Genomic DNA, 25803 nt, shown 5'->3' with positions numbered 1-25803 from the left:
ATTAGTCTGGTCCCCACGGTCGGCGTCAGATTGACCTGCCGCGGGATGGCCCGCAGGCGAACCTGGGAGAGACAACGATGAAACGTCGTGCGTTTATGCTTTCGGTCGGCGGCGCAGCCGCCGGCATGGTGCTGCTGCCGAGGCTGGCCTTTGCCGAAGCCGGCAAGATCGACTGGTACACCTCGTCGGATACCAACATCCTCGACTTCTGGACCAACGTGGTGAAGCCGAAGTTCGAGGCAGCCAACCCCGGCGTGCTCCTCAACCTCGTGGACGCAGGCGACAGCGCTGGTCAGTTGGCGATCGCCGACCGCGCCCTCGCTGCGCTGCAGACCAAGACCGATCCGCAGGCCGACTATTTCGAGTCGGGCGAGCCCCGCCTCCCGGCCGGCGCTATCGAGGCCGGCCTCTACGTGAACCTCAAGGAAGCCGGACTGTCGAACTGGTCCAAGGTCAATCCGCTCGGCATCGACACCGACTACTCGGTGCCCTATCGCGGTTCGCAGGTGCTGCTCGCCTACGACACCACCAAGCTCGACCCGGCCAATGTGCCGAAGACCTGGGCTGACCTTGTCGCCTGGATCAAGGCCAATCCCGGCCAGTTCATCTACAACCGCCCCGACAAGGGCGGTTCGGGCGGCAACTTCGTCCGCCGCGCCATCTATGAAGCCAACGGCAAGGACCCGAAGGCGTTCACCACCGATAACTTCACGGCAGAAGCGGCCGAGAAGGCGCTGAACCCAGCCTGGGATATTCTCAAGGATATTGCGGGCTCGCTGTTCGACAATGGCGCCTATACCGGCGGCAACACACCGTCGCTGCAGCTCTTGGGCCAGAGCGCCGTCACGATGATCCCGGCCTGGTCCGACCAGGCGATCTCGGCAATCAACACCGGCGTGCTGCCCGAGACCACCGGCCTCGTTCAACTGCAGGATCTCGCCCTGCCCGGCGGTTTCTCCCGTTCGGTCGTCCTGTCCAACGGCGTCAACAAGGATGCTGCGCTCAAGCTCGTCGACTTCGTGCTCTCCGAAGAGATCCAGTCGGCTGTGCTCAGCGAACTGGGCGGCTTCCCGGGCGTCGGCTGGGACTATGTTAGCCAGGACCTGCGCCAGAAATATGCCGACGTGATCCCGACCACCATCCCGTCCTTCCCGGCCGGTGAGTGGGAGAAGGCCATCAACGATGGCTGGTATCGCAATGTTGCTCCCAACGTGGACCGCAACGCGTGAGCCTGAGCGCCACAAGCGACATCGTCGGAACAAAGACTCGCAGGGGGCTCACGGGCCTCCTGCTGGTCGCCATTCCGGTGTTCCTGGTCGGCTGGATGATCATCTGGCCGATCATATCCGCCATCGGGCGCACCATCTGGCTGCCCAATGATGGCGGGACGGGGCGAAGCTTTTCGCTCGAGACCTACACATTCTTCTTCACCGACCAGTATAGCCTCAACAACCTCAGCGTGACGCTGTGGACCACGGGCGTCTGCGCTTTGCTGCTGGTGCTGATCTGCCTGCCGATCGCGCTTTACCTGCGCTTCGCCAAGGGGCGGCTCGCCGCCTATGTGCAGGGCCTCGCGATCTTTCCCATGTTCGTGCCTTCGATCATCCTGAGCTACGCGATCATCCGCGTCTTGGGCCCGAACGGCACGGTGGATCTGCTGCTCAACTCGGTTGGCCTGCCGAAGATCCGCACCCCCTATCTCACCCCATGGGGACCGGTGATCGGGCTGGTCTGGGACAATATTCCGCTGACCGTCCTGATCCTCCTCTCGGGGTTGGGGAACGTCTCCAACCAGGCGATCGAGGCGGCGCGCGATGTCGGCGCGGGGCGCTTTGCGCTGCTTTGGCACATCATCCTGCCGCGCATTTCCAATTCCATCCTCGTCGCCGTGAGCTTCACCGTGCTCGGGATCTTTTCAGCCTTCACGCTGCCCTACGTGCTGGGTCCCGCCGCGCCGGAAATGATGGGGCCGTTCATGCAGCGGACCTTCCGCGACCTGAACGATCCGACCAACGCCATCACCCAAGCGGTGATCGCCTTCTGCTTCTGTATCGTGTTCGGGCTGTTCTACGTCCGCTCCGTCGCCAAGAACCGGACCCCGTAAGATGGCGCGCGCGCTCGTAGAAAAACGCATCGACTGGACCGGCATTTTCTTTGCCCTGGCGCTGACCATCGTCATCGTCTTCCCGCTGCTGGTGGTGGGCACCTGGGCCTTCACCAATGTGTGGCGCTTCCCCTCGGTGATCCCGCAGGAGTTCGGGCTGAGGTTCTGGCAGCAGACGCTGGCGCGGGCCGATGTCTGGAGTTCGATCACCATGAGCCTGAGCCTCGCCACGGTGGTGACGCTACTGTCGGCGATGATCTGCCTGCCGGCGGCCTATGCCTTCGCGCGGATGGACTTTCCGGGGCGGAACATCCTGTTCTTCTCGTTTCTTGCCGGGCATGCCTTCCCCAAGTTCGGCCTGCTGGTCGCCATCGCCGGCATCTTCCTGCAGCTCAATCTCATCGGAACGTTCTGGGGGGTGGTGCTGATCCAACTGGTGGGCACGCTGCTGTTCATGATCTGGATCCCGGTGGCCGCTTTCCAGTCGGTAGATCGGCGCATGGAAGAGGCAGCACGCGATGTGGGCGCCGGACCGTTCCGGGTGTTCTGGTCGATCACCCTGCCGCAAGCCGGGCCGACCATCGCGGCGGCGATCCTCCTGAGTTTCGTCGGCACCTTTTATGAGACCGAAGGCGCCTGGCTGATCGGCGCGCCGCAGATCCGCACCCTGCCGGTGCTGATGATCAGCTTCATCAACAACCAGCCGGTGATCCAGTATGGCGCGGTGCTTTCCGTGCTGCTCTGGGTGCCGAGCTTCATCGCGCTTCTGTTCGCGCGCCGCGTCATCAGTTCGGGCAGTTTTGCCAAGGGCTTTGGCGGATAAGGAATTCTCGCATGTCCGTGCTCGAAATCAGAGACGTAACCAAAGCCTTCGGCACGACCAAGGCGGTGGACGACTTCACCCTGACCGTCGGCGATGGCGAACTGGTGTGCCTGCTCGGGCCCTCGGGCTCGGGCAAATCGACCCTCTTGCGCATGATCGGTGGTTTCGAAACGCCGACCTCTGGCCATGTGGAGATCGACGGCGAGGACGTGACGCGAGTGCCGCCTGAGAAACGTCCCACCGGCATGGTGTTCCAGAGTCATGCGCTGTGGACGCATATGAACGTGTTCAAGAACCTGGCCTTCGGGTTGAAGCTCAGACGCCTGCCGGAAGCCGAGATCAAGCGCAAGGTCGAGGCGGTACTCGAGCTGGTGGGGCTCGGCGGTTATGGCCATCGCGCCACCAACCAGCTGTCAGGCGGCCAGCAGCAGCGCGTGGCGCTGGCGCGCTCGCTGGTGCTGGAGCCGAAAATCCTGCTGCTCGACGAGCCGTTTGCGTCACTCGACCAGCACTTGCGCGAACGGCTTCGCGAAGAGGTTCGGGACATCCAGCAGCGGCTGAAGATCACCACGCTGTTCGTGACGCACGGCCAGGACGAAGCGCTGGCGCTGGCCGACCGGATCGTGGTGATGCGCGACGGGCGGACCGAGCAGGCGGCGCGGCCGGACGTGGTCTATCGCGAACCGGCGACGCCGTTCGTCGCGGGCTTCATCGGCACGATGAACCTCGTCGAGGGTACTGTGGCCAATGGCACGTTCACGCATTCGGGCTTCACCGTGCCGCTGCCGGTGGGCGACGGCGCGGCGACGCTGGCAGTGCGCCCCGAGGCGCTCGAGATCGTTTCGGCCAACGGCCCCGGGATGGCAACAATCCATCGCGTCACCGACTACGGCACGCACGCCATCGTCGATATCGAGCTGCCGGATGGCACGCGGCTCAAATCCATGACCAGCGAAGCGCGGGACTGGTCGCATGGCCAGCCGATCGATCTGAAGCCGAGGGCGTTTGCGGCCTATCGCGACAACGCGGCAATCCACCGGAGCAACTAATGGCCGACGCGATTTCGGTGACCCGTGCGGGTCACCGCACGTTCTTCAAGTGGCACCGCGGACGTCGCAGAGGCACAGATCCGGTGTTCACCGGACGCCGGATCATCGAGGGCATGCAGCTGGGCGCCAGTGTCGAGGTGGATCTGGTGATCCACGCCGATAACGGCATGGCGGTGCTGCACAACCTGTCTTTGGAGCGCGAAACCACCGGCAGCGGCCTGGTGCGCGAGACATCGGCGGCGACACTGCGCGGGCTCCACCTGCGCGACAATGACGGCCAGCCGATCGACGACAAGGTGATGCTGCTCGAAGACCTCGCGGCGCTGATCGCCCGCGACGGCGCGCATCCCGAGGGATTGCTGCAGCTCGACTACAAGGAAGACGCGGCAGCGCTCAACCCCGAAGTGATTGAGAACTTCGCGCGGGCGCTGGGGCCGGTGGCGCCGCATTTCATCCTCTCGTCCGGAGACGCGGAGTCGGTGCGGATCCTGACCGACAGCACGCCCGGCCTCAGGATCGGCTACGACCCCTGCCACAAGGGGGCGATGGAGCGGCTGCTGGCGACGCGCGATTACCCCGCCTTCGTCGCGGACGCGGTGGCGGCGTCGCCGAAATCGGAGCTCGACTATCTTGAATACCGGCTGGTGCTCGAGGCCGACCGTGACGGGTTCGATATCATCGGCGCGTTCCACGCGCATGGTCGCAGGATCGATGCCTACACGGTGCAGCGGGCGGACGAAGAGGGGATGGCGGTCGTGCGGCGGTTGCTCGAGCTGAAAGTGGATCAGATCACCACGGATGATCCGGAAGGGGTGGCGGCGGCGCTGGGGTGAGCCCCGATCTCTCGGCCATCTCCCCCCGTGCGGGGGAGAATGGAATTTCTTGGGCTTAGCTTCTTGGCTAAGCCTTAGAAATTCCAAGAGGGGGGACGTGGAGGGCACGGTGCCTCAAACGGCCCCCCTCTTGCGAAAACTAAGGACTTAGCTTCGCTAAGCTCAAGTTTTCGCTTTCTCCCCCGCACGGGGGGAGATGACCGAGAGGCTGGTGTTCGTCCCTCACACCCCCTTGGGGTGCTTGGTTTCCTTCTTGGGCACATCCTTCAGCTTGTCGATCAGATACGCATGCGTCGCCTTGTTGGCGACGATCATGGCGCCGGTCTGCTCGTAGTATTCCGGGCCCCTGCCCCACCAATCGGTGACGATGCCGCCGGCTTCCTGGACGAACAGGATACCGGCTGCCGTGTCGGTGAAACCAGTCTCTTCGTAATAGCCAGTGAGCCGGCCCATTGCGACATAGGCGCAGGAGTTGGCGGCGCTGCCGACGATGCGCACGGCGCCGACAGGGGCGCGGATGGCGTCGAGCCGCTCATAGGCACCGGGATAGAGCGACAGCCCGGGTGTCGGTAGCCCGGTGCCGATATTCATCAGCCCGATCTCGGTCTGCTCGGAGACCTTCAGCCGCTCGCCGTTGAGAAAGCTGCCCTGCCCCGCGATGGCAGTGAACATCTCGTCGGCTGGCGGGTTGTAGAGCACGCCGACCACCGTCTCGTTGCCGCGACGGAGCGCGAGCGAGATGGTGTAGTGCATACCGTTGATGAAGTTGGTGGTGCCGTCGATCGGATCGACCAGCCAGCGATACTCCTGGTCGGCCTTGTCGACCGGTGGGAATTCCTCGCCGGTGAAGCTCCAGTCCGGATAACGCTCGAACAGGAATTTGCGGATCAGCAGCTCGGATTCCTTGTCGGCGTCGGAGACGAAATCCGCCGGCCCCTTGATGCCGATTTCGATGTCGCGGAAGCGCTTGAAATAACCTTGCGTCAGGGCTCCAGCCTCGCGCGCGACAGTGACCATGTCGGCAAGGATGGCGTCGTAGGAAATGCTCATCGGGACTCACTCGCAGTAATGAGCTGTGAGCTTATCGCGGGGGGCGGATGGGAACAGGAAAATCAGCGGATACGGCTGGCCCAGCGGACCGCCAGCGCCTTGGCGGTGTGGCTGCCGATGTTGCCGGCGCCACCGATCACTGCGACCCGCATGATCAGGCCGCAACCACGGTGCGGAAATACGCGATGGTGCGTCCGATGCCCTCTTCGAGCGCAATGGCGGGCGACCAGCCCAGTTTCTCGCGGGCCAGCGAAATATCAGGGCGTCGCTGGCGCGGATCGTCAGCCGGCAAAGGCAGGTAGACGATCGGCGACCTGCTGCCGGTCTGGCGAACGACCACTTCGGCCAGTTCAGTCATGGTGAACTCACCGGGGTTGCCGATGTTGATTGGGCCGGGGAAGTCGGGCCCCGTTTCCATCAGGCGCAGCATCCCCTCGATCAGGTCATCGACGTAGCAGAAGCTGCGGGTCTGCTTGCCATCGCCGTAGATGGTTATGGGCTCGCCCTTCAGCGCCTGAACAATGAAGTTCGACACCACGCGACCGTCGTCGGGCTGCATGCGAGGTCCATAGGTATTGAAGATCCGCAGTACCTTGGTGTCGAGCTTGTGCTGGCGGTGGTAGTCGAAGAACACAGCGCTTGCCTTCATCATAGCAGGCGCGCGTGCCGATCGGATTGACCCTGCCCCAATAGTCCTCCGTCTGGGGGTGAACTTCGGGATCGCCATAAACTTCACTGGTGGACGCCTGCAGGATGCGAGCCCTGAGCCGCTTGGCGAGCCCCAGCATGTTGATGGCGCCGTGCACGCTGGTTTTGGTCGTCTGCACCGGGTCGCGCTGGTAGTGGATCGGCGAAGCTGGGCACGCCAGGTTGAAGATGCGATCGACCTCGACATAGAGCGGAAACGTCACGTCATGCCGCAGCAGCTCGAAGCGTGGGTTACCGATGAGGTGACGGATGTTGTCCTTGCTGCCGGTATAGAAGTTGTCGACGCAGACGACATCGTGTCCGGCGTCAATCAGCCGGTCGCAAAGGTGACTGCCCAGAAAGCCGGCGCCGCCGGTGACCAGAACGCGTTGCGTATCGCCCCCGCCCATTCTTCTTCTTCTCCCCCTGAACTGCGCTCGCAGGCCAACCTACCGCAGACGCTGCCCCCAATGGGCGCAGCGTGCGTCGCGATGGGTAACCTCGAAGATCTGCACCCACGGGCCGTTGCTTCGTAACCAGACACAATGTCCGCGATTACGCACCAGCAGTCCCATCGGCTGCAGGCGTCATGGCATCCGTCTTGATCGGCTGGAGCCCCCCACAAGCGACGCAGTCATATCGACAACGCTCACCGGGACGCCAGGAATTTCCATCGGGGGAATGACGTCCATGTCGCCCTGCTCCCCTACCGCCGCTCAGTTTGCATTGCGAAGGACCTGCTGTTCGATCCATGCGTAGGTTGTCTCCAACCCTGAACGCAATGATGCCGAGGGGCGCCACCCTAACGTCGCCTCAATGAGGCGGTTGTCGGAGTTTCGTCCGCGTACGCCCTGCGGACCAGGAATGTGATGCTTGTGCAGGGTCTTGCCGGCGATGTCGGAGACGATGTCTACCAGTTGATTGATGGTCACCATCTCATCGGAGCCGATGTTGACCGGTCCCTCGAAGGTGGAGCGCGTGAGCCTGATGGTGCCTTCGAGACACTCGTCAATGTAGAGGAAGGAGCGCGTCTGGTGGCCATCGCCCCAGATCTCGATTTCGCCGTTGTTGTTGGCCTGGGCAACCTTGCGGCAGACCGCGGCGGGAGCCTTTTCCTTGCCTCCGGTCCAGGTTCCCTGCGGCCCGAAGATGTTGTGGTAGCGGGCGACGCGGTTGCTCATGCCGAAGTTTCGATTGTAGGCGAGGAACAATCGCTCCGAGAACAGCTTCTCCCACCCATATTCGCTGTCCGGTGCAGCCGGGTAAGCGCTCGACTCAGCGAGGTTGGGATTGCCGGGATCTTCCTGGTTGTAGGCGGGATACATGCATGCCGAAGATGAATAGAAGACCTTGGCGTTGTTGCGCTTGTAGGCGCTGTCGGAGACGTTCAGGTTGATCGTCGCCGAGTTGTGCATGATCTCGGCGTCGTGCTCACCGGTAAAGATATACCCGGCGCCGCCCATGTCCGCTGCCAGTTGGTAGATCTCATCGAAGCGGCGGTCGATTACGCGGTCGACGACGCTTCGGTCACGAAGGTCCCCGATCACGAAATCATCGGCCTGGGTCTCGGAGAATTCCGGAAACTTCAGGTCGACGCCCCTGACCCAGTGTCCTTCGGCCTTCAATCGCTTGACCATATGGCTCCCGATAAAGCCGCCGGCGCCGCAGACCAATGCAGCTTTCATGATGTAAATCCTCGTGCAACGACAACAGCATACGGCATACGGCATACGGCATACGGCATACCACAGGACGTGAGATACCAACTTTCGACAATGGCAAATACGGATAGACAGCGGCAGCCTGCCATCGAGGCGATCACTGGGCGACGAGAACAAAACACTGCCAAAGTCAGGAGCGTCAACTCAGTTGGGTCGCCGACGTGGTCGCGCTGCTTAGGCTCATCAGGTCGCCGAGTGGCTGGCACTCGCGCAGCGACGAGGGCCTCGGGCGGCAATCGGAACGAGATTTTCAGTTCTGCTCCAGCGCTCGAAGAGCGTTTCGCCACCGCGCAGCCCGGCAGATCGAATTGGCTGGCCGAAGCATAGGGTTTTGCCGCTTGACAGGGTACACAGATGACAATGTGAGACCGCTTTCATCATGCCGGTCCACGCACTAACAAGGAGTTCCCCGAATGAACCAGATTTCCATCCGCCGCGCGCTGGTCGCCGCAGCGCTGCTGGGCAGCGTTGCCGTGGCGCCGCTCGCCCTGGCGCAGGAGTTCGATGCCAATGCGACGATCCGCATCGGTTCGCTCTATGAGCCGCAGAACCTCGACAATACGGCCGGCGCCGGCCAGGGCATCAACGAGGCGTTCAACGGCAACGTCTACGAGGCGCTGTTCCAGCTGACCGATGCGGGCGCCGTGGAGCCCAAGCTCGTCGACAGCTACAGCGCCAGCGATGACGGGCTGACCTACACTTTCAAGCTGAAGCCGGGCGTCACCTTCCACTCGGGCGACCCGTTGACCGCTGCCGACGTGAAGTACTCGATCGAGCGCGTCACCGCCGAAGCCTCGAAGAGTTCGCGCAAGAAGAGCCTTTCGACCATCACCGGCATCGAGACGCCGGACGATCAGACCGTGGTGATCACGCTTTCGACCCGCTCGATCTCGCTGCCCTACAACCTCAGCTATGTGTGGATCGTCAACGACAAGGCGACCGACATCACGGCGAGCGAAGACGGCACCGGCCCCTACACGCTGGGCGAATGGCGCCGCGGTTCGGCTTTGGCACTCGCCCGCAACGACAAGTACTGGGGCACTGCGCCGAGCAATGGCGAAGTGATCTACACCTACTTCACCGACGCGACGGCGTTGAACAATGCGCTGCTGACCAATGCGGTGGACGTGATCACTTCGGTGCAGAGCCCGGACTCGCTGGCCCAGTTCGCCGGCAACCCGGCCTTCACGGTGACTGAAGGCGCATCGACCACCAAGGAGCTCCTCGCCTGGAACGACCGTGTCGCGCCGTTCGACAACGTCAAGGTGCGCAAGGCTTTGGCCAAGGCCACCGACAAGGCCAAGCTGCTCAATTCGATCTGGGGCGAGTACGGCACGCTGATCGGCTCGTTCGTGCCGCCGACCGACCCGTGGTATGTCGATCTCACCGGTGTCGATGCCTATGACGTCGACGCGGCCAAAGCGCTGCTGGCCGAAGCCGGCTACCCCGATGGCTTCGAGTTCACGCTCGATACGCCCGACTACGATCCGCACCCGATCGTCGCGCAGTTCCTGCAGGCCGAGTATGCCAAGGTCGGCGTAAAGGTGAACATCAACATCATCACCGCCAACGAGTGGTACGAGAAGATCTACAAGGCGCACGACTTCCAGGCGACGCTGCAGGAGCACGTCAACCACCGCGACATCGTGTTCTACGGCAACCCTGACTTCTACTGGGGCTACAACAACCCCGAGGTGGTGAAGCTGATCGCCGACGCCGAAGCCGCCCCGAGCGAGGCCGACCAGGTGGCCAGGCTCACCGATGCCAACAAGCTCATCGCCGAGGATGCGGCCAGCAACTGGCTCTATCTCTATCCGCAGATCGTGGTGTCGGCCGCCAATGTCACCGGCTACCCGGTGAATGGGCTGAACTCGCAGTTCTTCGCCTACGGCATCCAGAAGGCGAAGTGAGCTTTGGGGGGCGGCGCGCGTCGCCGCCCTCATCCAGCCTGCCATCAACCTCGGTGTCATCCCCGCGAAAGCGGGGATCTCTGTTTTCTGCTGCGGCATCTCAAACAGAGTTTCCCGCTTGCGCGGGAATGACCCGGTGGGTGGGGCGCGATAAGGTGGGCAACCACAAGACTGAAGGCCACACTCCCATTCTCACTTACCTCCTCCGGCGCCTTGCCATCCTGCTGCTGTCGCTGCTGATCGCGGCAATCGTACTGTTCGTGCTGCTCAGGCTGTTGCCGGGCGACCCGGCCAATGCCCTGCTCGGAGTCGGCGCCACCGAGGCGCAGATCGCGGCGGCGCGGACGCAGGTGGGTTCGGACCAGCCGCTGCTGACGCAATTCGTCAGCTTCATCGGCAACCTGGCGCGTTTCGACCTCGGCACCTCCTTCGTCAGCAAGGCGAGTGTGCTCGAGGAAATCGGCAACCGGCTGAGCGTGACGGTGCCGCTGACCATCCTCGGCTTCCTGCTCGCCATCGTCATTGCGCTGCCGCTCGGGATCGTCGCGGCGGTGAAGGCGGACCGCTGGTACGGGGCGGCGATCTCGATCGTCAGCCAGCTGGGGATCGCCATTCCGGTGTTCTGGCTCGGCATCCTGATCGTCACGATTTTCGCCATCAACCTCCGGCTGTTCCCTTCGGGCGGCTTTCCGCTGAAGGGGTGGGCCAATTTCGGCGAGGCCGCCGTCGCGCTGGCGCTGCCGGTGCTCACCGTGGCGCTGGTGATCGCGGCGTCGCTGCTGCGCTATGTGCGCTCGGCGACCCAGGATGTGCTCGGGAGCGACTATATCCGCACGGCGCGGGCGCTGGGCTCGGGCTTCACCGAGGCGCTGGTGCGGCACGGCGTCCGCAATGGCGCGGTGCCGGTGATCTCGATCCTCGGCATCGAGCTGGCGACCACCTTCCTCGGCGCAGTGGTGGTGGAGAAAGTCTTTGCCCTGCCGGGTCTCGGCTCGATGCTGCTGCTCGCCATCCAGCAGCGTGATTATCCCAATGTGCAGGGCGTGCTGTTCATTTCGACGCTCCTGGTGCTGCTGATCGGCTTTGCCGCCGACCTCTTGCAGCGCTTCATCGATCCGCGGCTGCGCGGTCGGGCTGGTGCGCCGTGAGCACCGCAATAGCAATCGCGCCGCGCGCACGTGGATCGCTGACGCTATGGCTTGGTCTGCTGCTGGTTGGCATGCATATCGCGGTGGCACTGCTGACGCTGGTGTGGACTCCGTATGACCCGACAGCGCTGACCGGCGGGCGCCTTGCGCCGCCATCGTGGGAGCACTGGGCCGGCACCGACCGGCTGGGACGGGACTTCTTCACCCAGATCATGATCGGTTCGCGCATCGCGCTGATCGTCGGCATCGGCGCGGTGACGATCGGCGGGCTGATCGGGGTGACGCTCGGTGTGCTGGCGGCGTTCGCAACGCGCCTGCTCGATGATGCACTGGCGGCGACGCTCGACATCCTCATCGCCTTCCCCACGCTGCTCATTGCCATGCTGGTGGTGGCGGCGAGCGACACGGCCAGCCTCGGCACGGCGATCCTGGCGCTCGGCATCGCCTTGTCGGCGATCGTCGCGCGGCTGACCCGCATCCTCGCCAAGCGGGTCTTGCTGATGGATTACATCACGGCGGCACGGACCTCGGGCACTTCCTGGCCCGGCATCGTGCTCCAGCACGTGTTGCCCAATATCTGGCCGACCCTGTCGGTCAACTTTGCGCTGCAGTTCGGGCTGGCCGCGATCGCCGAAGCGTCGCTCAGCTATCTCGGGCTGGGCGCCCCACCACCGAACGCCTCGTGGGGCCGGCTGCTGCAGGAGGCGCAAGGCACGGTCTACACGGCGCCGATCGGGGCGATTGCGCCCGGCATTGCCCTGGTGTCGCTGGTGATCGGGGTGAACCTTCTTGCCGACGGTTTGCGCGATATCGGCGACCCGACGCGGAGGGTTTCGCGATGAGGTGCACTTCGCCTACCCGTTGCTGCCTTGCACCGGCGTCATTCCCGCGAAGGCGGGAACCTAGTGGGATGCTGCGACATGCGGTGACGTGGATGGATCGCAACTGGGTCTCCGCCTTCGCGGGGATGACGCCGGTGGGTGGGGCATAGATGCAGCCACTTCTGCAGATTCAGGATCTCAACCTAACCGTCGATGGCAAACCGCTGGTCACCGACCTCTCCTTCTCGATCGCTCCCGGCGAGCGGTTGGGGCTGATCGGGGAGAGCGGTTCGGGCAAATCGCTGACCGCGATGGCGGCGACCGGGTTGCTGCCGCGCGCCATCGCCGCGACGGGCTCGGTCACACTTGGCGGGCAGCAGGTGATCGGAGCCCCGGAGCGGACGCTGAACAGCTTGCGCGGCACGGTGGCGGCGTTCGTGTTCCAGGAGCCGCTGACGGCGCTCGACCCGCTGCTGCGGACCGAACAGCAGGTGGCGGAACCGCTACGGCGGCGGGCGAGGCGCGACGGGCGCGAACTGGCAGGCAGCGCGCTCAACCGCGAGGTGCTGGCGCTGCTCGAGCAGGTGGCCCTGCCCCAGCCCGAACGGATCGCCCGTTCCTATCCGCATGAGATCTCCGGAGGGCAACGGCAGCGCGTAGCGATTGCCATGGCGCTGGCGTGCCGGCCGCAACTGCTGATTGCCGACGAGCCGACGACGGCGCTCGACGTGACGACGCAGGCGGAAATCCTGAAGCTGCTCGATGGGTTGGTGCGGGAGCGCGGCATGGCGCTGCTGTTCATCAGCCATGACCTGCCGGTGGTGGCGGAGATCGTCGAGCGGGTGGTGGTGATGCAGCGGGGCGTGGCCGTAGAGATCGGACCGGTGCGCCAAGTGTTCGGCGCGCCGCAGCACGGCTATACCCGCGCGCTGGTGGCGGCCGCCAAGGCGTTCGACGACGCGCTGGAGGGCACACCGTGAGCCTAGTCAGCGTCGACAATGTGAGCTTCGGCTATAGCCGCGATCGGCTGGTACTCGACGGGGTGTCGCTCGAGATCCGTCCCGGCGCCAGTGTGGGGCTGGTGGGAGAATCCGGATCGGGCAAGACCACCCTGCTGCGGCTGCTGCTGGGCCTGACTCGACCGAGCTCGGGGGAGATTCGCTTCGATGGCGCCCCCCTCGATACGCGCCGCGGCAGCTTCATGCGGGACTATCGCAAGCAGGTGCAGGCGGTGTTCCAGGACCCGTACTCCTCGCTCGACCCACGCCAGGATGTGCTCGGTATCGTCTCGGAGCCACTGCGCTCGCTCGGCATCCCGGGGGATCGGCGCGCGCTGGTCGAGGCGGCGGTGGTTTCGGTGGGGCTGGAGCCGGGTATCCTCGGGCGCTATCCGCACGAGTTCTCCGGCGGGCAGCGACAGCGCATCGCCATCGCCCGCGCCATCGTCGCCAAGCCGAAACTATTGCTGGCCGACGAGGCCGTGAGCGCGCTCGATCTCTCGACCCGCATCCGCATCGTCCAGTTGCTGCAGCAGTTGGCAGCCGACATGACGCTGGTGTTCGTGTCGCACGACCTCGGCGTCGTGGCGGCGCTCTGCGACGAGATGGTGATCCTCGAAAAAGGCCGGATCGTCGAGGCCGGCGCCACTCGCAAAATCCTCGCCGACCCCCAACATCCCTATACGGGGAAGCTGCTCGGCAGTGTGCCCCGCATGCCTGCCTGACCCAAGGACGACGCCAATGACCACGACTGCCGACTATCTCGCCGCGCTCGACGCCTGGAAGGCGAAGCGCCTCAGCAACCTCAAGGCGCCGAATGGCTGGCTCAACATCATCGGCCGGTTCGTGCTCGATCCCGGCACGGCGAGGGTCGGCACTGCCGAGGACAACGACATCGTGCTCTCCGCCGGCCCGGCGCATCTGGGGACGGTGACGCAGGAAGCCGACGGTACGGTGACGTTCAAGCCGACCGATGGCGAGCCGATCCACCTCACGCCGAACAAGAAGAGCCCGCCGAAATTCCAGTTGGGCAGCCTGCTGTGCGAGATCACCACGGTCAACGGCGACAACGCCCTGCGCATCCGCGACACCGCGTCAACGGCACCTGCCGCATTCCGGGGTATCGAGTACTTTCCGGCAGAGCAGGATTGGCGGATCGTCGCCGAGTGGGTGCCGTTCGAGGCGCCGATGGAAATGGATGTCGATACCACCGGCAATATCCGCACCGGCGTCGCGGTGACGCACAAGGCGGTGTTCACCCGCGAGGGCAAGACCTACGAGCTGATCGCCACGCATGGCACGCCGGAAGCGCCGCAATTCGTGATCCGCGACCCGACCTCGCGCGATTCCACCTATCCGGCGTCGCGCTTCCTCTATGGTGAGGAGGTCACCGAGAACAGCATCGTGCTCGACTTCAACAAGGCGATCAACCCGCCCTGCGCCTTTACCGAGTTCGCGGTCTGCCCATTGCCGCCACTGGAGAACGTGCTGCCGTTCCGCATCGAAGCAGGCGAGAAGCGGCTGGCCGAACTGCACTAGTGGGGGTGGTGCGGCGGGCTTGCGCGTCGCCGTATCGGCCGGGCTCAGGATATCTGGCGCCGACCGATAGGGAAGTAGGCGAGCCCGGCGCCTTCGACCACGGAGGGTTCGTAGAGGTTCCGGCCGTCGAAGATCGCCTTTCGCTCGAGGCCTCTGGCGAGCGCGGCGAAATCAGGGCTCCGGAAGGCCTTCCATTCGGTGACGATGACCAGCGCATCGGCGCCTGCGATGGCTGCCATGGCGGACACCGCGAACTCGACCCTTTCGATGTCGCCGCCGAGATCGAGCGCTAGCACGCGCTTCGCCTCGGCCATCGCCGCGGGATCGTAGGCTCGGATCGAGGCGCCGCGGCGGACAAGCTCGGCGATCAGCACCCGGCTGGGCGCATCGCGCATGTCGTCGGTATTGGGTTTGAACGACAGGCCCCAGATGGCGAAGGTCAGCCCGGTGAGGTCCTCGCCGAAACGGGCCCGGATCTTGGCCCCCAGGACTTCCTTCTGCGCCGTGTTGGCGGCCTCGACAGCGGCAAGGATGCCCAACTCGCGCCCATGCTCTGCTGCGGTGCGCCGAAGCGCGCTCACATCCTTGGGGAAGCAACTGCCGCCGTAGCCCGTGCCGGCATAGAGAAAGCTGTAGCCGATGCGCGGGTCCGAGCCGATGCCGCGACGGACCAGCTCGATGTCGGCGCCGAGGTCCTCCGCGAGATTGGCGAGTTCGTTCATGAACGAGATGCGCGTCGCCAGCATGGCGTTCGCGGCATACTTGGTGAACTCGGCCGAACGGACATCCATTACCATGGTGCGATCGTGGTTGAGGGTGAACGGCGCGTAGATCTGGCGGATCAGTTCGAGGCCGCGCCGGCCGGCCGGCGTGCTGTCGGCACCGATGATGATGCGGTCCGGACGGTTGAAGTCGGCGACCGCCGCGCCTTCCTTGAGGAACTCGGGGTTGGAGATGACGGTGAAATCAGGCTGGCCGAGGCGGGCGCGCTCGTCCGGGTCGGCGGCAAAGCCGCGTTTCTGCAGTTCGGCAGCAATGGCTTCGGCAACGCGATCGCCGGTGCCGACCGGCACTGTGGACTTGTCCGCCACCACTTTGAATCCGGTGAAGTGTTCGCCGATGCTGCGCGCCACCGCGAGAACGTATTTGAGGTCGGCCGACCCGTTCTCATCGGGAGGGGTACCGACGGCGATGAACAGCGCTTCGCCGTGCTCGACCGCAGCTCTGACATCGGTGGTGAAGGAGAGGCGTCCGGCGGCGCGGCTGCTGGCGATGATCGCCTCGAGCCCGGGCTCGTGGATCGGAACATGGCCGCTATTGAGCAGGGCTACCTTGGCGGTGTCGATGTCGACGCAGACGACGTGATTGCCCGCATCGGCGAGGCAGGCCCCGGTGACGAGGCCGACATAGCCCGAGCCGAATATCGTTATCTTCATCGAAAGCCCCGAAAGAACCCGCAGCCTTTATGCGCGGCAATGGCGGTTCGTCGCAACCACCGACCAAAGTCAGGCGCGGCCGAACTCGTCCTCGATGCGAATGATGTCATCCTCACCCAGATAGGAGCCGGTCTGCACCTCGATCAGCTCGAGCAGGATTTTCCCGGGGTTGGCGAGGCGATGCACGCAACCGAGCGGCAGGTAGATGGACTCGTTCTCGGTGAGCATCGTCACCTTGCCATCCACAGTGACTTCGGCGGTGCCGCTCACCACCACCCAGTGCTCGGCGCGATGGTGGTGCTTTTGCAGGCTGAGTTTTTTGCCGGGCTTGACGAACAGGCGCTTAACCTGGAAGCGATCCCCGTTCAGCACCGAGGAATAGCCGCCCCACGGACGATAGGCGGTGCGGTGGATCTCGGTGAGGCCCTGGGTGGCGGGATCGGCCCGCAGCACCTTGACCATCGGCCCAACCTGCTGTGCCTCCGACAGCCGGCCGACGTAGATGGCGTCTTCCGAGGCGATGATGACGACATCCTCCAGCCCTTCGACGGCGATGTGCGCCCGCTCGGAGACAATCAGCGAGTTGCGGGTGTTGGAGAGGGTAGCGTTGCCATTGCTGACGACATTCCCGGCCGCATCCTTGCCGGACACTTTCCACACTGCATCCCAGGCGCCCAGATCCGACCACGGAAAGGTCACCGGCACCAGCACCACCTGCCTGGACTTTTCGAAGATCGCATAGTCGACCGAGATGTTGGGGGCTGTGCTGAAGCCGGCCTCATCGAGGCGGATGAAATCGAGGTCGGCCTTGGCGGCGGAAACCGCAGCGGCCGCCGCGGCGAAGCTCTCGGGTGCGAGCGTCTCCACCTCGCCGAGGAAGCTCGCGACACCCAGCATGAAGGTGCCGGAGTTCCAGTAGTACCCGCCGGCCGCCAGCATCTCCTCGGCAGTGGCGCGGTTGGGCTTTTCGACAAAGCGGGCAACCGAACGAACACCGTTGCCGAGCTCTGACCCGGCCTCGATGTAGCCGTAGCCGGTTTCGGGTGCGGTGGGGGTGATGCCGAAGGTGACAAGCTGGCCGGCCCGGGCCGCCGCAGCAGCGGTATCGACGCTCCACCAGTAGTTGTCGTCGGCTTCGACGGCATGGTCGGAAGCGAGAACGTGAATCACGGCATTGTCGCCGAAAGCCTGCTGCACATGGAGGGCGGCTGCGGCGATGGCGGCGGCAGTGTTGCGGGCGACGGGCTCGAGCAGCACGGCCGACGTCGCGACACCGGCCTCCTGCGCCTGCTCGGCGACGAGGAAGCGATACTCGGCATTGGTGACGATAACCGCCGGGTGATAGCGTGAAGGGTCGGCGACGCGCCGCAGCGTCTGCTGGTACAGCGACGTCGGGCCGGTCAACGGCAGGAACTGTTTGGGGCGAGCCGCACGCGACATCGGCCAGAGCCGGGTCCCCTGCCCGCCTGCAAGGATTACCGGTACGATCAGGGTGGCTTCAGTCATCGATTGTAGGCCTCGGTGGAGTAGAAGGCTGGTCAGCTCGTGCTGCTCGGGGCTGGCGGACCGTTGGCCCAACGCCAAACAACGAATCCATGGCCGTCTTAAGGTCCCGTTGCGGCCGGAAGGAGAAGCATACCACGGAAGGCGATAGCATCCGTTGACCCCGCCAGATAGGGGGCGGGCCGCGCATTCGCGCGGAAATCATCCTTACCAGACGGTGACCGACCAACTCGATGGCGGCAGTTGCTGACAGGTGCAGCTATTGTGTCGCGTGAGCTTGAAGTTGCGTCTCTCGTCGAGATCGTTGCCACCGGAGAACGACGTGCAGCAGAGCCTGTCACTCGCCGCGTTGCCACTGCAGGCGGCTGACGTGGCGATCGCGCCATCGGCGGAGCCGGCGCCTGCCACATCGACTTGCGTGAGGCCTGGTCGCTGTACCTCTCGTTGGAGATGATCCGCGCTACGCAAGACATCGTGCCGCGTGAGGAGCCGTGAGCTGCGCTCGAGGCCACGCAATCACGCGGGACTGAGGACCACGGGACGACGGATGATAAGGCCGAGCATGAGGCCGGTACTGAACGCAACGATCGAGAGCGCTATCCAGCCCAATGTCGCGACGACGTCGGCATGCGCGGCGAACGAAGCGGTGGCGGTGGTCACCAGCAACAGGCTACCCACCACGATCCAGCCGACCGTCGAGTAGTAACCTCCGGCGATCAAGCCCAATCCGCCGGCAAGCAAGGCCGCCAGCACGGTCGCACCCATTAAAGCACTCCTGATTGGCGCTCAGGTTCCGACATCGCGTGTTAAGCGAGCGTTACGCCGACGTATCGCTGGCGGTCTTCAACCGCTGATTGCCGGATGCGTTCCCGTGATCGGGGCGGCACTGCCCGTCAATCCCCGATCACCATTGCGTCGCTTTCGCCCGGCACCAGTTCCATTGGCCAAACCCGGTGGACGATGCCCTGCGGGTAGATGTCGGCATAGGGCGGCATGGCGGCGAGCAGCGACTCGCCCAGCGCAATGCCGAGGTCGCGCAACGAGATGCGAAAGCAGGTGAGCGAGGGGGAAAGAAACTTCGCCACGAGGCTCTCGCGGAAACCGATGATCGCCATGTCGCGTCCCGGCACGAGGCCCGCCTCGTTGAGCCCGCGATAGAGCCCCAACGCCAGCAGTTCATAGACCAGCACAACCGCCGTCGGCCGCTCCTCCATGGCGAGCAGATCATGCGCCAGTTGGTAGCCGCCCTGCTCCGACGAGGCGACGCGCAGCACCAGCTTGGGGTCGAACGCGATGCCGTGCCGCTTCAACGCCGCCATGTAGCCGTCGAGATAGACGAAGCTCAGGTTGATGTCGTTACTCGGCGCTCCCACGGCGATGCGCCGATGTCCCTTGGCGACGAGCCGGTCGATGCAGCGGTTGGCGACGCCTTCGAAATCGAGGTCAAGCCAGGGGTGCGGCCCCTGCGTGCCGGACCGACCCAGCGCGATGAAGGGGATCTGTGCCTTGTTCAGCAGCTCGATGCGCTCGTCCCGGCGGTGCGTGGCGGAAATGATCATCGCGTCGACCGTGCGGCGCGTCACCATGCGCTGCAAATATGCGGCAGGATCCTCGTCGGTCGAGCACGGCAGCACCACGAGGTCGAGATGGTGGCGGCTCAGCACGTTCTGCACGCCGTCGAACACCCCGAAGAAGAAGTTGTCGGAGTTGCCGGCGATGCCGCCGCCGGATTCGATCATGAAACCGATGGCGTTGGTGGTGCCCTGGCGAAGGCTCCTGCCCGACTGGTTTGGCACGTAACCGAACTCCGCGGCCGCCTCAAGCACGCGCTTGCGGGTCTCTTCATTCACATCGGGGCGACCGTTCAGGGCGCGCGAAACAGTGCCGATCGAAATGTTGAGCTGCTCCGCCAGCTGCTTGATTCCCTTCATGTTTCCCTCATTTCTCCCCAGCCTGCCGCAAGACCGGAAACGTTTACGAAAGTCGTATTGACACGGAACTGAGGTAGAATATAGCGTCGTAAACGTTTACGGAACTCGCTCGGCGAGAATGCGACAACGCGCCGCCGACGCCTCGTGGGGAGGATCAACTTGTCATATCGTGCCGTTCTGGCCGGATGCGGAGCTATGTCCAGAGGTTGGCTCAAGGCGATTGCCGAGACGCCAGCTCTCAGCGACCGCATCAGCATCGTCGGGCTCAACGACATCAATATCGACGCGGCAAACCGCCTGGCAACGGAGTTCGGGCTCAGCCGCGCCGCGGTCGAGTCCGACCTCGAGGCGCTGCTCGATGGTACCAGGCCGGACCTGGTGTTCGACGTAGTGATCCCCGGGGCCCGGCATGACGTGGTCGCCATTGCGCTGCGGCACGGCTGCCATGTGCTCTCCGAAAAGCCGATGGCGACGAGCCTCGCCGACGCCCGCGACCTCGTGGCGCTCGCGGCCGAAGTCGGCAAGACCCACGCCATCGTCCAGAACCGCCGGTTCAACGAGGGCGTCCGCCGGCTCCGCGCGACGATCGAGAGCGGCGCCCTCGGGACGCTCAACGCAGTGCATTGCGACTTCTTCGTCGGCGCACATTTCGGTGGCTTCCGCGAGCAGATGGAGCATGTGCTGCTGGTCGACATGGCGATCCACACGCTGGATGCGGCCCGCTTCATTTCGGGCAAGCAGCCGCTGGCGGTCTACTGCCACGAGGCCAACCCGAAAAGCTCGTGGTACGCGCACGGCTCGGTTGCCAACGCCATCTTCGAGTTCTCAGACGACGTGCTGTTCACCTATCGCGGCTCGTGGAGCGCCGAGGGCGCCAATACCAGTTGGGACTCCGCGTGGCGCATCGTCGGCTCGAAGGGCACCGTATTGTGGGACGGCGCCGACGGGTTCGAGGCCAACGTGGTGGCCGGCAGCGACGGCTTCTTCCGCCCGCTCGCTCCTCTGGAAGTCGCCCCGCCGGCGAACGCCGACGAAACGCACGGCCATGCCAGCGTCATTACCAGTTTCATCGACGCGATCGCGGCCGGGCAGGCGCCGGAAACGGCGAGCTCGGACAACATCAACAGTCTCGCCATGGTGTTTGCCGCCATCGAGAGCGCCCGGACGCGCCAGCGCGTCGCCATTACAGCTTGAGGATCTCGAATTGACCGACCCCGCCAAGGCCATCCGCATCGGCACCATGATCTCTGCCACGGCGGGCCAGGCCGCCGAGAATATCGGCAAGATTGCCGACCTCGGCTTCGAGAGCTTTGAGCCGTTCTTCTGGCAGACCACCAACGGACAGGACCTGGGCGAACTCGGCAAACGCTGCCTCGACGCCATCGGTAACCGCGACATCACCATTTCGACCCTCGGAATGTTCGGCAATCCGCTGGAGGACCGGGAAATGGATCGCCAGACACTGGAGGGCTGGAAGGCCTGCATCGACAATGCGCACCACTTTGGAGCGACCACAGTGGCCGGGTTCACCGGCCGCGTAAGGGGCAAGCCGCTCACCGACAGCCTGCCGCAATACAAGACCGTCTGGTCGGAACTGAGCAAGCGCGCGGCCGACAAAGGCGTCCGGATCGCCTTCGAGAACTGCGCCATGGATGGCAACTGGCTGACCGGCGACTGGAACATCGCCCATAACCCCGATGCCTGGGAGCTGATGTTCAATGAGACGCCCGACGACAATATCGGCCTCGAATGGGAGCCCTGCCACCAGTTGGTCTACCTGATCGACCCGCTGCCCCAGATCCGCAAGTGGGCGCACAAGTTCTTCCACGTGCACGGCAAGGACGCGACCGTCCGCTGGGACGTGATCAGGGAGCACGGCATCTTCGGCAAGGAGAAGTTCGTGTTCATGCGCACACCGGGGTTCGGCGACAGCAACTGGACCGACATCATCTCCGAATTGCGCCTCGCCGGTTGGTCGGGTTCGATCGACATCGAAGGCTGGCACGACCCGGTCTATCGCGGCGAGCTCGAAATGACCGGCCAGGTCCGGGCGCTCAACTATCTCAAGCACAGCCGCGGCGGCGACTACATCGCCATCGCAGGTTAGGCGGCACGGCGGGCAAGCAGGCCCGCCGGCCCGAGTTCTGGCTGTTGGCGCCGAACACCCTGTTCTTCGTCGTCGGCTCGAAGTTGGGCCAGTTAGAGCCCGGGTTTTTGTCTCATCCGCCAATGACGAACTGACGCTGATGCAAACATGCCGCTCGGCACCGAAGCCGGGCGGTGCGACGACGGGGGCCGCGGCTCCAGGCGCGTCACCTATGCGCGCGCCCGGCGGTGCGGATCGTCGGCAGAAGGAAAATGGTGCCACTTGGGCGACATGTCTCCCTACGCTGCAAGCAGCTTCGAGAGATCACCCCTGCGCCCGTTGGGGTCCGTGTGGCCTGCCACCCGAAGCGCAACGGGCGCAGGGTGGCGGAGAGGATGGGATTCGAACCCACGAGACCCTTTAGAGGTCTGCGCCCTTAGCAGGGGCGTGCCTTCGACCACTCGGCCACCTCTCCGTCGCCGGTCCTGATAGGGGCAATCGCCCGGGCGGGCAAGGGGTTTTTCGGTGGGGCCATGTCGCAATAACTGACCGGACCCGGGCAAGTGATGCAGAACTGCCTCGCCGACTATTGCGTCACGATACTTGCCGAAGTTTGCCATTGATTTGACCCGAGGCTGCGCGACGATAGCCGCAGTTGCCGCAGTCGAGGCCCTGCCCTCGAATCAAGCGGAGCGGAATGGGCGATCTTTGCGGAGGATGAACCCATGGCCTTTCTACGTGAACTGACGCGCGTCGCAGTGGTTGCCATGGGGCTGGGCCTGGGGCCCGTGGCAGCACAGCAGGCGCTGCCGGCGCTGATCGAAGGGGTTTGGCTGACCACGGCGCAGACCGAACTGACCATCATCCCCTGCCCCGCCGGCTATTGCGGGCACATCAGCAAGATCGTGATCCCCGAGGCCATCAAAGAGAAATACGGCGATCAGCTGGAAGCGATCGATCCGGCATCGTTCACCGATGCCAACAACAAGGATCCGGCACTGCAGGGCCGGCCGATCCAGGGGCTGCAGATCCTGGCGCTGCGCCAGACGGGCAATCCGATGTTTTATGAGGGCGAGATCTACAGTCCTGAGGACGGCAACGTCTATTCGGGCTCGGTCGAGGTGCTGTCGGTCGACCTGATCCGGCTCAAGGGGTGCGTGCTTTATGTGCTCTGCCAGGAGCAGGATTGGTCGCGGGTGCCGGTGGAAGTCGTGGCGGAGTAGGGTGTGTACGCGCTCGAGCTTAGGCGCCGCAAGCACCTCACCTGCGATGTCATCCCAGCGAAAGCTGGACGCCAAGTAGGCATTTGCGCAGACTGTAAGGTAGGCTTGTCTTGCCACCGGCGTCATCCCCGCGAAGGCGGGGACCCAGTGGGATCTCTCAGCCTCAGCGGATGCCGAAGCATCCCACTAGGTTCCCGCCTTCGCGGGAATGACGCCGGGGAGTGTTGTCACCCCTTACCTCACCGGAGCAGGCGCAGCACCTGACTTAGCGCGTATAAGGTTTCGCTGGGATGACAGCCGGTGGGTGGGGCGAACGCGGTGGTTCAACCGATCCGTGAAGTTACCCGATCCTCAGCGCACCGCGGCATCTCAGGATGGACCCCGGCCTTCGTCGGGGTGACACCGTGGGTGGGGTGACGTCTGCGCTCTGCCAAGCGCTCTCTTGCGCGCTCCGACTTTACCGCTGGTTGAACAGGATCTTGTGCGCTTCTTTGTCGGTGGCGGCGCTGATCTGCTGGCTTTGCTCGAGCGTGATGCCGAGGGCGCGCTGCACGGCCGGACGGTCGGTGATGCGCTGCCGCCAGGCGGCAAAGGTCGGGAACTCGGCAATGTCGATACCGTGATTGTCCGAGCTGCGCGACCAATCGAAGATGGCGATATCGGCGATCGAGTAGTCGCCCGCCACATAGTCCTTGCCGAGTTCGGCCTGCTTTTGCAGCTGGGTATCGAGCACACGGTAGAGCCGGTGGCTCTCATCCTGGTAGCGCTTGATGGCGTAGGGGATCTTCTCGGGGGCGTAGCGCGAGAAGTGATTGTTCTGCCCCAGCATCGGGCCGAAGCCGCCGACCTGCCAGAACAGCCACTCATCGATCTTGATCCGCTCCGACCAATTGGTGCCGTAGAACTTGCCGAACTTTTCGGCGAGATATTTCAGGATGGCGCCGGACTCGAAGATCGAGACAGGCTTGCCCTCCGGACCCTCGGGATCGACGATCGCCGGGATCTTGTTGTTGGGCGAGATGGCGAGGAAATCCGGCTTGAACTGGTCGCCGCGGCCGATATTGATCGGGTAGATGGCGTAGGGCAGCGCCAGCTCCTCGAGGATGATGGTGATCTTCCGGCCGTTCGGCGTGGCGGCGTAATAGAGATCGATGGGCAAGGTCTGGGTGGTCATTGGATGGAGTCCCGAGTCTGCTGCTGAAGTGGTGACGAAACGCCACCGGAGGACGAGGGCTCCATATATCGGCACCTGCCGATGGAAGACAACCCGCACACGGGAATGACAACGGCGGAGCGAGGCCCGCCGTTGAAATGCAATTCTCCGGATCGCGATGGCTCCGGAAAGTCCTGTCAGGCGCGCCCGATGCGCATATGCGGCTGCCCGTCACTGGTGCGCGCCGCAGAGATGCCGCGCAGGTCCACCGTGGCGCGGACGCGCTGGCGGTAGATCGGGCCCATCAGCTCGGATTTCGAGACGTTCACCGGGCGGTCGAACTTAACCGTCACCTCGTAGTGATTCATGTCGGCGAGCAGTTGTACCCCGATGACCATGCCGATGAACGGCTGGCTGAGGTAGGTGCCCTTGACGCGCTGGCCAACCTGCACCGGGCTGACCGCGCGTTCCGGCATCGCCGCTGAGGCGGTGTTCCAGTCGCGGTAGCCGTGGCGGCGGGCGATTTCTTCGAGCGCGGCGCCCTGCCCCAGCGGATTGCCGGCGAGCGCACGTTCGGCACGCAGAGCCTTGGCCTCGGCCTTGAGCGTGGCGGCACTGGGGGTATCGAGAGAGAAAGTCATGTCGGTCCTCTTCAAAGAGAGGCGGATTTCTTCATGGGGCTCGCCTTGCCATGAACCGCCTAGAAGGGGAGCGATCATGTAATGCGTCACGGATGATCCGCGGCTGGACTTGACCATCGGGTTTCCCCGGCGAGCGGCAGGCGCCAGCAGCACGGCTCGGCATATGGTGGATGACGGCCGTTTTGTCAACTTGCCGCCATTCGTGCCGCTGATGGCGAAGATCACGGTTTCTCGTTGGAGCGCCGGCGTGCAACGGGCTAGGGAAGGCAAATGACTGAGATCATGCTTTTCTTCACCAGCCTCATTGCCACCATCGTCCGCTTTCCCGAACCCATGCTGTTCGTAGCGGGGCTTATCGCCGGAACCATCAACACGCTGGCGGGCGGTGGCTCGTTCGTGCTGTTTCCGGCGCTGATGGCGGCCGGCGTGCCGCCGGTGATCGCCAATGCGTCGAACACCTATGCCTCGCTGCCGGGCTACATGAGCGGTGCCGTCGGGTTCTGGAAGGACATCGTCAAGCACCGCGACAAGCTCCTCCCCTACACGGCCATCGCGCTGATCTTCGGTTTCGTCGGGGCGGAACTGTTGCTGCACGTGTCGAACGAGGCGTTCGGCAAGATCGTGCCGTGGCTGATGCTGTTCGCCGTGCTGCTGTTCGCCTTCGGCGGACCGATCAATGCGTTCATCGCCCGGCGCGCCGGCCAAGCGCGCGGCATGAAGATCGCCGGCACGGTGGCAATCTATGCGCTGCTGGCGGCGCTGTGCGTCTATGGCGGGTTCTTCAATGCCGGGCTCGGCATCCTGCTGCTGGCGTTTCTGGCGCTGGCCGGGCTGCCTGACATCCACGCGATGAACGGACTGAAGAGCTGGATCTCGAGCGCGGTGGCGCTGATCGCCGTGGTGCGCTTTGCGCTCTCGGGCTCGATCGACTGGTATCACGGCTCGTTCGCGCTGGTCGGGGCGACGATCGGAGGCTATGTGGCGGCGCGGCTATCACACCGGGTGCCGACCAAATGGCTGCGGGCGCTGGTCATCATCTATGCAAGCGGCCTGACGGTCTGGTTCTTCTGGGACGCTTACGGCGCAACCTAGCCATGTCGCTCCGCTTAGCGGTCTCTCGGCCATCTCTCCTCGTGCGGGGAGATAG

Annotated in this window: 23 protein-coding genes, 1 tRNA gene and 1 pseudogene; 15 read left to right on the top strand and 10 right to left on the bottom strand. The window is 64.2% G+C overall.

Annotated features, from left to right (window positions below; translation table 11 throughout):
* Positions 1-77 precede the first annotated feature (77 nt).
* Genes VGV07_RS25925 through VGV07_RS25905 form a run of 5 tightly spaced genes read left to right on the top strand, consistent with a single transcriptional unit; the run spans position 78 to position 4809 of the window.
* Positions 78-1229 carry an extracellular solute-binding protein gene (locus VGV07_RS25925; protein WP_326871624.1) on the top strand — a complete coding sequence of 384 codons (1152 nt, stop codon included), beginning with the start codon at positions 78-80 and terminating at the stop codon, positions 1227-1229.
* Positions 1226-2104: an ABC transporter permease gene (locus VGV07_RS25920; RefSeq protein WP_326871623.1), complete on the top strand. Its 879-nt coding sequence runs from the start codon at positions 1226-1228 to the stop codon at positions 2102-2104. Before VGV07_RS25925 ends, VGV07_RS25920 begins: the two co-directional genes overlap by 4 nt.
* Position 2105: 1 nt before the next feature.
* Positions 2106-2927 carry an ABC transporter permease gene (locus VGV07_RS25915; protein WP_326871622.1) on the top strand — a complete coding sequence of 274 codons (822 nt, stop codon included), beginning with the start codon at positions 2106-2108 and terminating at the stop codon, positions 2925-2927.
* 11 nt (positions 2928-2938) lie between these two features.
* Positions 2939-3976 carry an ABC transporter ATP-binding protein gene (locus tag VGV07_RS25910; protein ID WP_326871621.1) on the top strand — a complete coding sequence of 346 codons (1038 nt, stop codon included), beginning with the start codon at positions 2939-2941 and terminating at the stop codon, positions 3974-3976.
* Positions 3976-4809, top strand: coding sequence for a glycerophosphodiester phosphodiesterase (locus VGV07_RS25905; RefSeq protein WP_326871620.1), 834 nt, complete (start codon positions 3976-3978; stop codon positions 4807-4809). Before VGV07_RS25910 ends, VGV07_RS25905 begins: the two co-directional genes overlap by 1 nt.
* 222 nt (positions 4810-5031) lie before the next feature.
* Here VGV07_RS25905 and VGV07_RS25900 read toward each other — a convergent pair whose 3' ends face one another.
* From VGV07_RS25900 to VGV07_RS25890, 3 genes and pseudogenes are all read right to left on the bottom strand, one after another.
* Entirely contained in the window at positions 5032-5859 is an 828-nt protein-coding gene (locus VGV07_RS25900) for an inositol monophosphatase (protein WP_326871619.1), read from the bottom strand.
* Between the two features lie 154 nt (positions 5860-6013).
* Positions 6014-6956, bottom strand: a pseudogene (locus tag VGV07_RS25895) (UDP-glucuronic acid decarboxylase family protein).
* A gap of 306 nt (positions 6957-7262) precedes the next feature.
* Entirely contained in the window at positions 7263-8231 is a 969-nt protein-coding gene (locus VGV07_RS25890; protein ID WP_326871618.1) for an NAD-dependent epimerase/dehydratase family protein, read from the bottom strand.
* A 449-nt stretch (positions 8232-8680) separates the two neighbouring features.
* Here VGV07_RS25890 and VGV07_RS25885 point away from each other — a divergent pair, with 449 nt between their 5' ends.
* The 6 genes from VGV07_RS25885 to VGV07_RS25860 all read left to right on the top strand — a co-directional run bounded on the left by VGV07_RS25885 (position 8681) and on the right by VGV07_RS25860 (position 14683).
* A complete protein-coding gene (locus VGV07_RS25885) occupies positions 8681-10177 on the top strand; it encodes an ABC transporter substrate-binding protein (protein WP_326871617.1) in 1497 nt (498 codons plus the stop codon).
* Positions 10178-10365: 188 nt separating this feature from the next.
* A complete protein-coding gene (locus tag VGV07_RS25880; RefSeq protein WP_326871660.1) occupies positions 10366-11325 on the top strand; it encodes an ABC transporter permease in 960 nt (319 codons plus the stop codon).
* Between the two features lie 71 nt (positions 11326-11396).
* Positions 11397-12167 (top strand): ABC transporter permease, encoded by a 771-nt coding sequence (locus VGV07_RS25875; RefSeq protein WP_326871659.1) that lies wholly within the window; start codon positions 11397-11399, stop codon positions 12165-12167.
* 149 nt (positions 12168-12316) lie between these two features.
* Positions 12317-13126, top strand: coding sequence for an ABC transporter ATP-binding protein (locus VGV07_RS25870; protein WP_326871616.1), 810 nt, complete (start codon positions 12317-12319; stop codon positions 13124-13126).
* The gene (locus VGV07_RS25865; RefSeq protein WP_326871615.1) at positions 13123-13869 is read left to right on the top strand and encodes an ATP-binding cassette domain-containing protein; all 747 of its coding nucleotides are present in this window, start codon (positions 13123-13125) and stop codon (positions 13867-13869) included. The genes VGV07_RS25870 and VGV07_RS25865 overlap by 4 nt, the downstream gene beginning before the upstream one ends.
* 16 nt (positions 13870-13885) lie before the next feature.
* Positions 13886-14683, top strand: a complete 798-nt coding sequence (locus VGV07_RS25860) for a DUF1684 domain-containing protein (RefSeq protein ID WP_326871614.1) — start codon at positions 13886-13888, stop codon at positions 14681-14683.
* 44 nt (positions 14684-14727) lie between these two features.
* On the opposite strand, the gene VGV07_RS25855 is transcribed toward VGV07_RS25860, so the two are convergent.
* The 4 genes from VGV07_RS25855 to VGV07_RS25840 form a co-directional block, all read right to left on the bottom strand.
* A complete protein-coding gene (locus tag VGV07_RS25855; protein WP_326871613.1) occupies positions 14728-16119 on the bottom strand; it encodes a UDP-glucose/GDP-mannose dehydrogenase family protein in 1392 nt (463 codons plus the stop codon).
* Between the two features lie 69 nt (positions 16120-16188).
* The gene (locus tag VGV07_RS25850) at positions 16189-17625 is read right to left on the bottom strand and encodes a mannose-1-phosphate guanylyltransferase/mannose-6-phosphate isomerase (RefSeq protein WP_326871612.1); all 1437 of its coding nucleotides are present in this window, start codon (positions 17623-17625) and stop codon (positions 16189-16191) included.
* 513 nt (positions 17626-18138) lie between these two features.
* Positions 18139-18387: a hypothetical protein gene (locus VGV07_RS25845; RefSeq protein ID WP_326871611.1), complete on the bottom strand. Its 249-nt coding sequence runs from the start codon at positions 18385-18387 to the stop codon at positions 18139-18141.
* Between the two features lie 128 nt (positions 18388-18515).
* Complete coding sequence (locus tag VGV07_RS25840; protein WP_326871610.1) at positions 18516-19553, bottom strand: substrate-binding domain-containing protein; 1038 nt, start codon at positions 19551-19553, stop codon at positions 18516-18518.
* 159 nt (positions 19554-19712) lie between these two features.
* Here VGV07_RS25840 and VGV07_RS25835 point away from each other — a divergent pair, with 159 nt between their 5' ends.
* Positions 19713-20747 carry a Gfo/Idh/MocA family oxidoreductase gene (locus VGV07_RS25835; RefSeq protein ID WP_326871609.1) on the top strand — a complete coding sequence of 345 codons (1035 nt, stop codon included), beginning with the start codon at positions 19713-19715 and terminating at the stop codon, positions 20745-20747.
* A gap of 10 nt (positions 20748-20757) precedes the next feature.
* A complete protein-coding gene (locus VGV07_RS25830) occupies positions 20758-21660 on the top strand; it encodes a sugar phosphate isomerase/epimerase (protein ID WP_326871608.1) in 903 nt (300 codons plus the stop codon).
* Between the two features lie 363 nt (positions 21661-22023).
* Here the strand turns inward: VGV07_RS25830 and VGV07_RS25825 are convergent.
* A tRNA-Ser gene (locus VGV07_RS25825) sits at positions 22024-22114 on the bottom strand.
* A gap of 250 nt (positions 22115-22364) precedes the next feature.
* Between VGV07_RS25825 and VGV07_RS25820 the strand changes: the two genes are divergently transcribed.
* Positions 22365-22862 (top strand): DUF2147 domain-containing protein, encoded by a 498-nt coding sequence (locus tag VGV07_RS25820; protein ID WP_326871607.1) that lies wholly within the window; start codon positions 22365-22367, stop codon positions 22860-22862.
* Positions 22863-23319: 457 nt separating this feature from the next.
* Here the strand turns inward: VGV07_RS25820 and VGV07_RS25815 are convergent, their stop codons facing one another.
* Positions 23320-24036: a glutathione S-transferase N-terminal domain-containing protein gene (locus VGV07_RS25815; RefSeq protein WP_326871606.1), complete on the bottom strand. Its 717-nt coding sequence runs from the start codon at positions 24034-24036 to the stop codon at positions 23320-23322.
* 176 nt (positions 24037-24212) lie between these two features.
* Positions 24213-24656, bottom strand: a complete 444-nt coding sequence (locus VGV07_RS25810) for a glyoxalase superfamily protein (protein ID WP_326871605.1) — start codon at positions 24654-24656, stop codon at positions 24213-24215.
* Between the two features lie 270 nt (positions 24657-24926).
* On the opposite strand from VGV07_RS25810, the gene VGV07_RS25805 reads away from it, so the two are divergent.
* Complete coding sequence (locus tag VGV07_RS25805; RefSeq protein ID WP_326871604.1) at positions 24927-25748, top strand: sulfite exporter TauE/SafE family protein; 822 nt, start codon at positions 24927-24929, stop codon at positions 25746-25748.
* Positions 25749-25803 lie beyond the last annotated feature (55 nt).

It is taken from the genome of Devosia sp. (assembly GCF_035944845.1).
Lineage (GTDB): Bacteria > Pseudomonadota > Alphaproteobacteria > Rhizobiales > Devosiaceae > Devosia_A.
The sequence above is the reverse complement of the archived record's forward strand: the minus strand, read 5'-3'. Positions and strand labels throughout refer to the sequence as shown.

Coding starts and splice junctions, on each gene's coding strand:
- VGV07_RS25870 (WP_326871616.1), top strand. CDS start 12,317: ATGCAGCCACTTCTGCAGATTCAGGATCTCAACCTAACCGTCGATGGC.
- VGV07_RS25815 (WP_326871606.1), bottom strand. CDS start 24,036: ATGACCACCCAGACCTTGCCCATCGATCTCTATTACGCCGCCACGCCG.
- VGV07_RS25810 (WP_326871605.1), bottom strand. CDS start 24,656: ATGACTTTCTCTCTCGATACCCCCAGTGCCGCCACGCTCAAGGCCGAG.
- VGV07_RS25890 (WP_326871618.1), bottom strand. CDS start 8,231: ATGAAAGCTGCATTGGTCTGCGGCGCCGGCGGCTTTATCGGGAGCCAT.
- VGV07_RS25860 (WP_326871614.1), top strand. CDS start 13,886: ATGACCACGACTGCCGACTATCTCGCCGCGCTCGACGCCTGGAAGGCG.
- VGV07_RS25805 (WP_326871604.1), top strand. CDS start 24,927: ATGACTGAGATCATGCTTTTCTTCACCAGCCTCATTGCCACCATCGTC.
- VGV07_RS25850 (WP_326871612.1), bottom strand. CDS start 17,625: ATGACTGAAGCCACCCTGATCGTACCGGTAATCCTTGCAGGCGGGCAG.
- VGV07_RS25845 (WP_326871611.1), bottom strand. CDS start 18,387: ATGGGTGCGACCGTGCTGGCGGCCTTGCTTGCCGGCGGATTGGGCTTG.
- VGV07_RS25910 (WP_326871621.1), top strand. CDS start 2,939: ATGTCCGTGCTCGAAATCAGAGACGTAACCAAAGCCTTCGGCACGACC.
- VGV07_RS25915 (WP_326871622.1), top strand. CDS start 2,106: ATGGCGCGCGCGCTCGTAGAAAAACGCATCGACTGGACCGGCATTTTC.
- VGV07_RS25885 (WP_326871617.1), top strand. CDS start 8,681: ATGAACCAGATTTCCATCCGCCGCGCGCTGGTCGCCGCAGCGCTGCTG.
- VGV07_RS25925 (WP_326871624.1), top strand. CDS start 78: ATGAAACGTCGTGCGTTTATGCTTTCGGTCGGCGGCGCAGCCGCCGGC.
- VGV07_RS25820 (WP_326871607.1), top strand. CDS start 22,365: ATGGCCTTTCTACGTGAACTGACGCGCGTCGCAGTGGTTGCCATGGGG.
- VGV07_RS25855 (WP_326871613.1), bottom strand. CDS start 16,119: ATGAAGATAACGATATTCGGCTCGGGCTATGTCGGCCTCGTCACCGGG.
- VGV07_RS25900 (WP_326871619.1), bottom strand. CDS start 5,859: ATGAGCATTTCCTACGACGCCATCCTTGCCGACATGGTCACTGTCGCG.
- VGV07_RS25840 (WP_326871610.1), bottom strand. CDS start 19,553: ATGAAGGGAATCAAGCAGCTGGCGGAGCAGCTCAACATTTCGATCGGC.
- VGV07_RS25875 (WP_326871659.1), top strand. CDS start 11,397: ATGCATATCGCGGTGGCACTGCTGACGCTGGTGTGGACTCCGTATGAC.
- VGV07_RS25905 (WP_326871620.1), top strand. CDS start 3,976: ATGGCCGACGCGATTTCGGTGACCCGTGCGGGTCACCGCACGTTCTTC.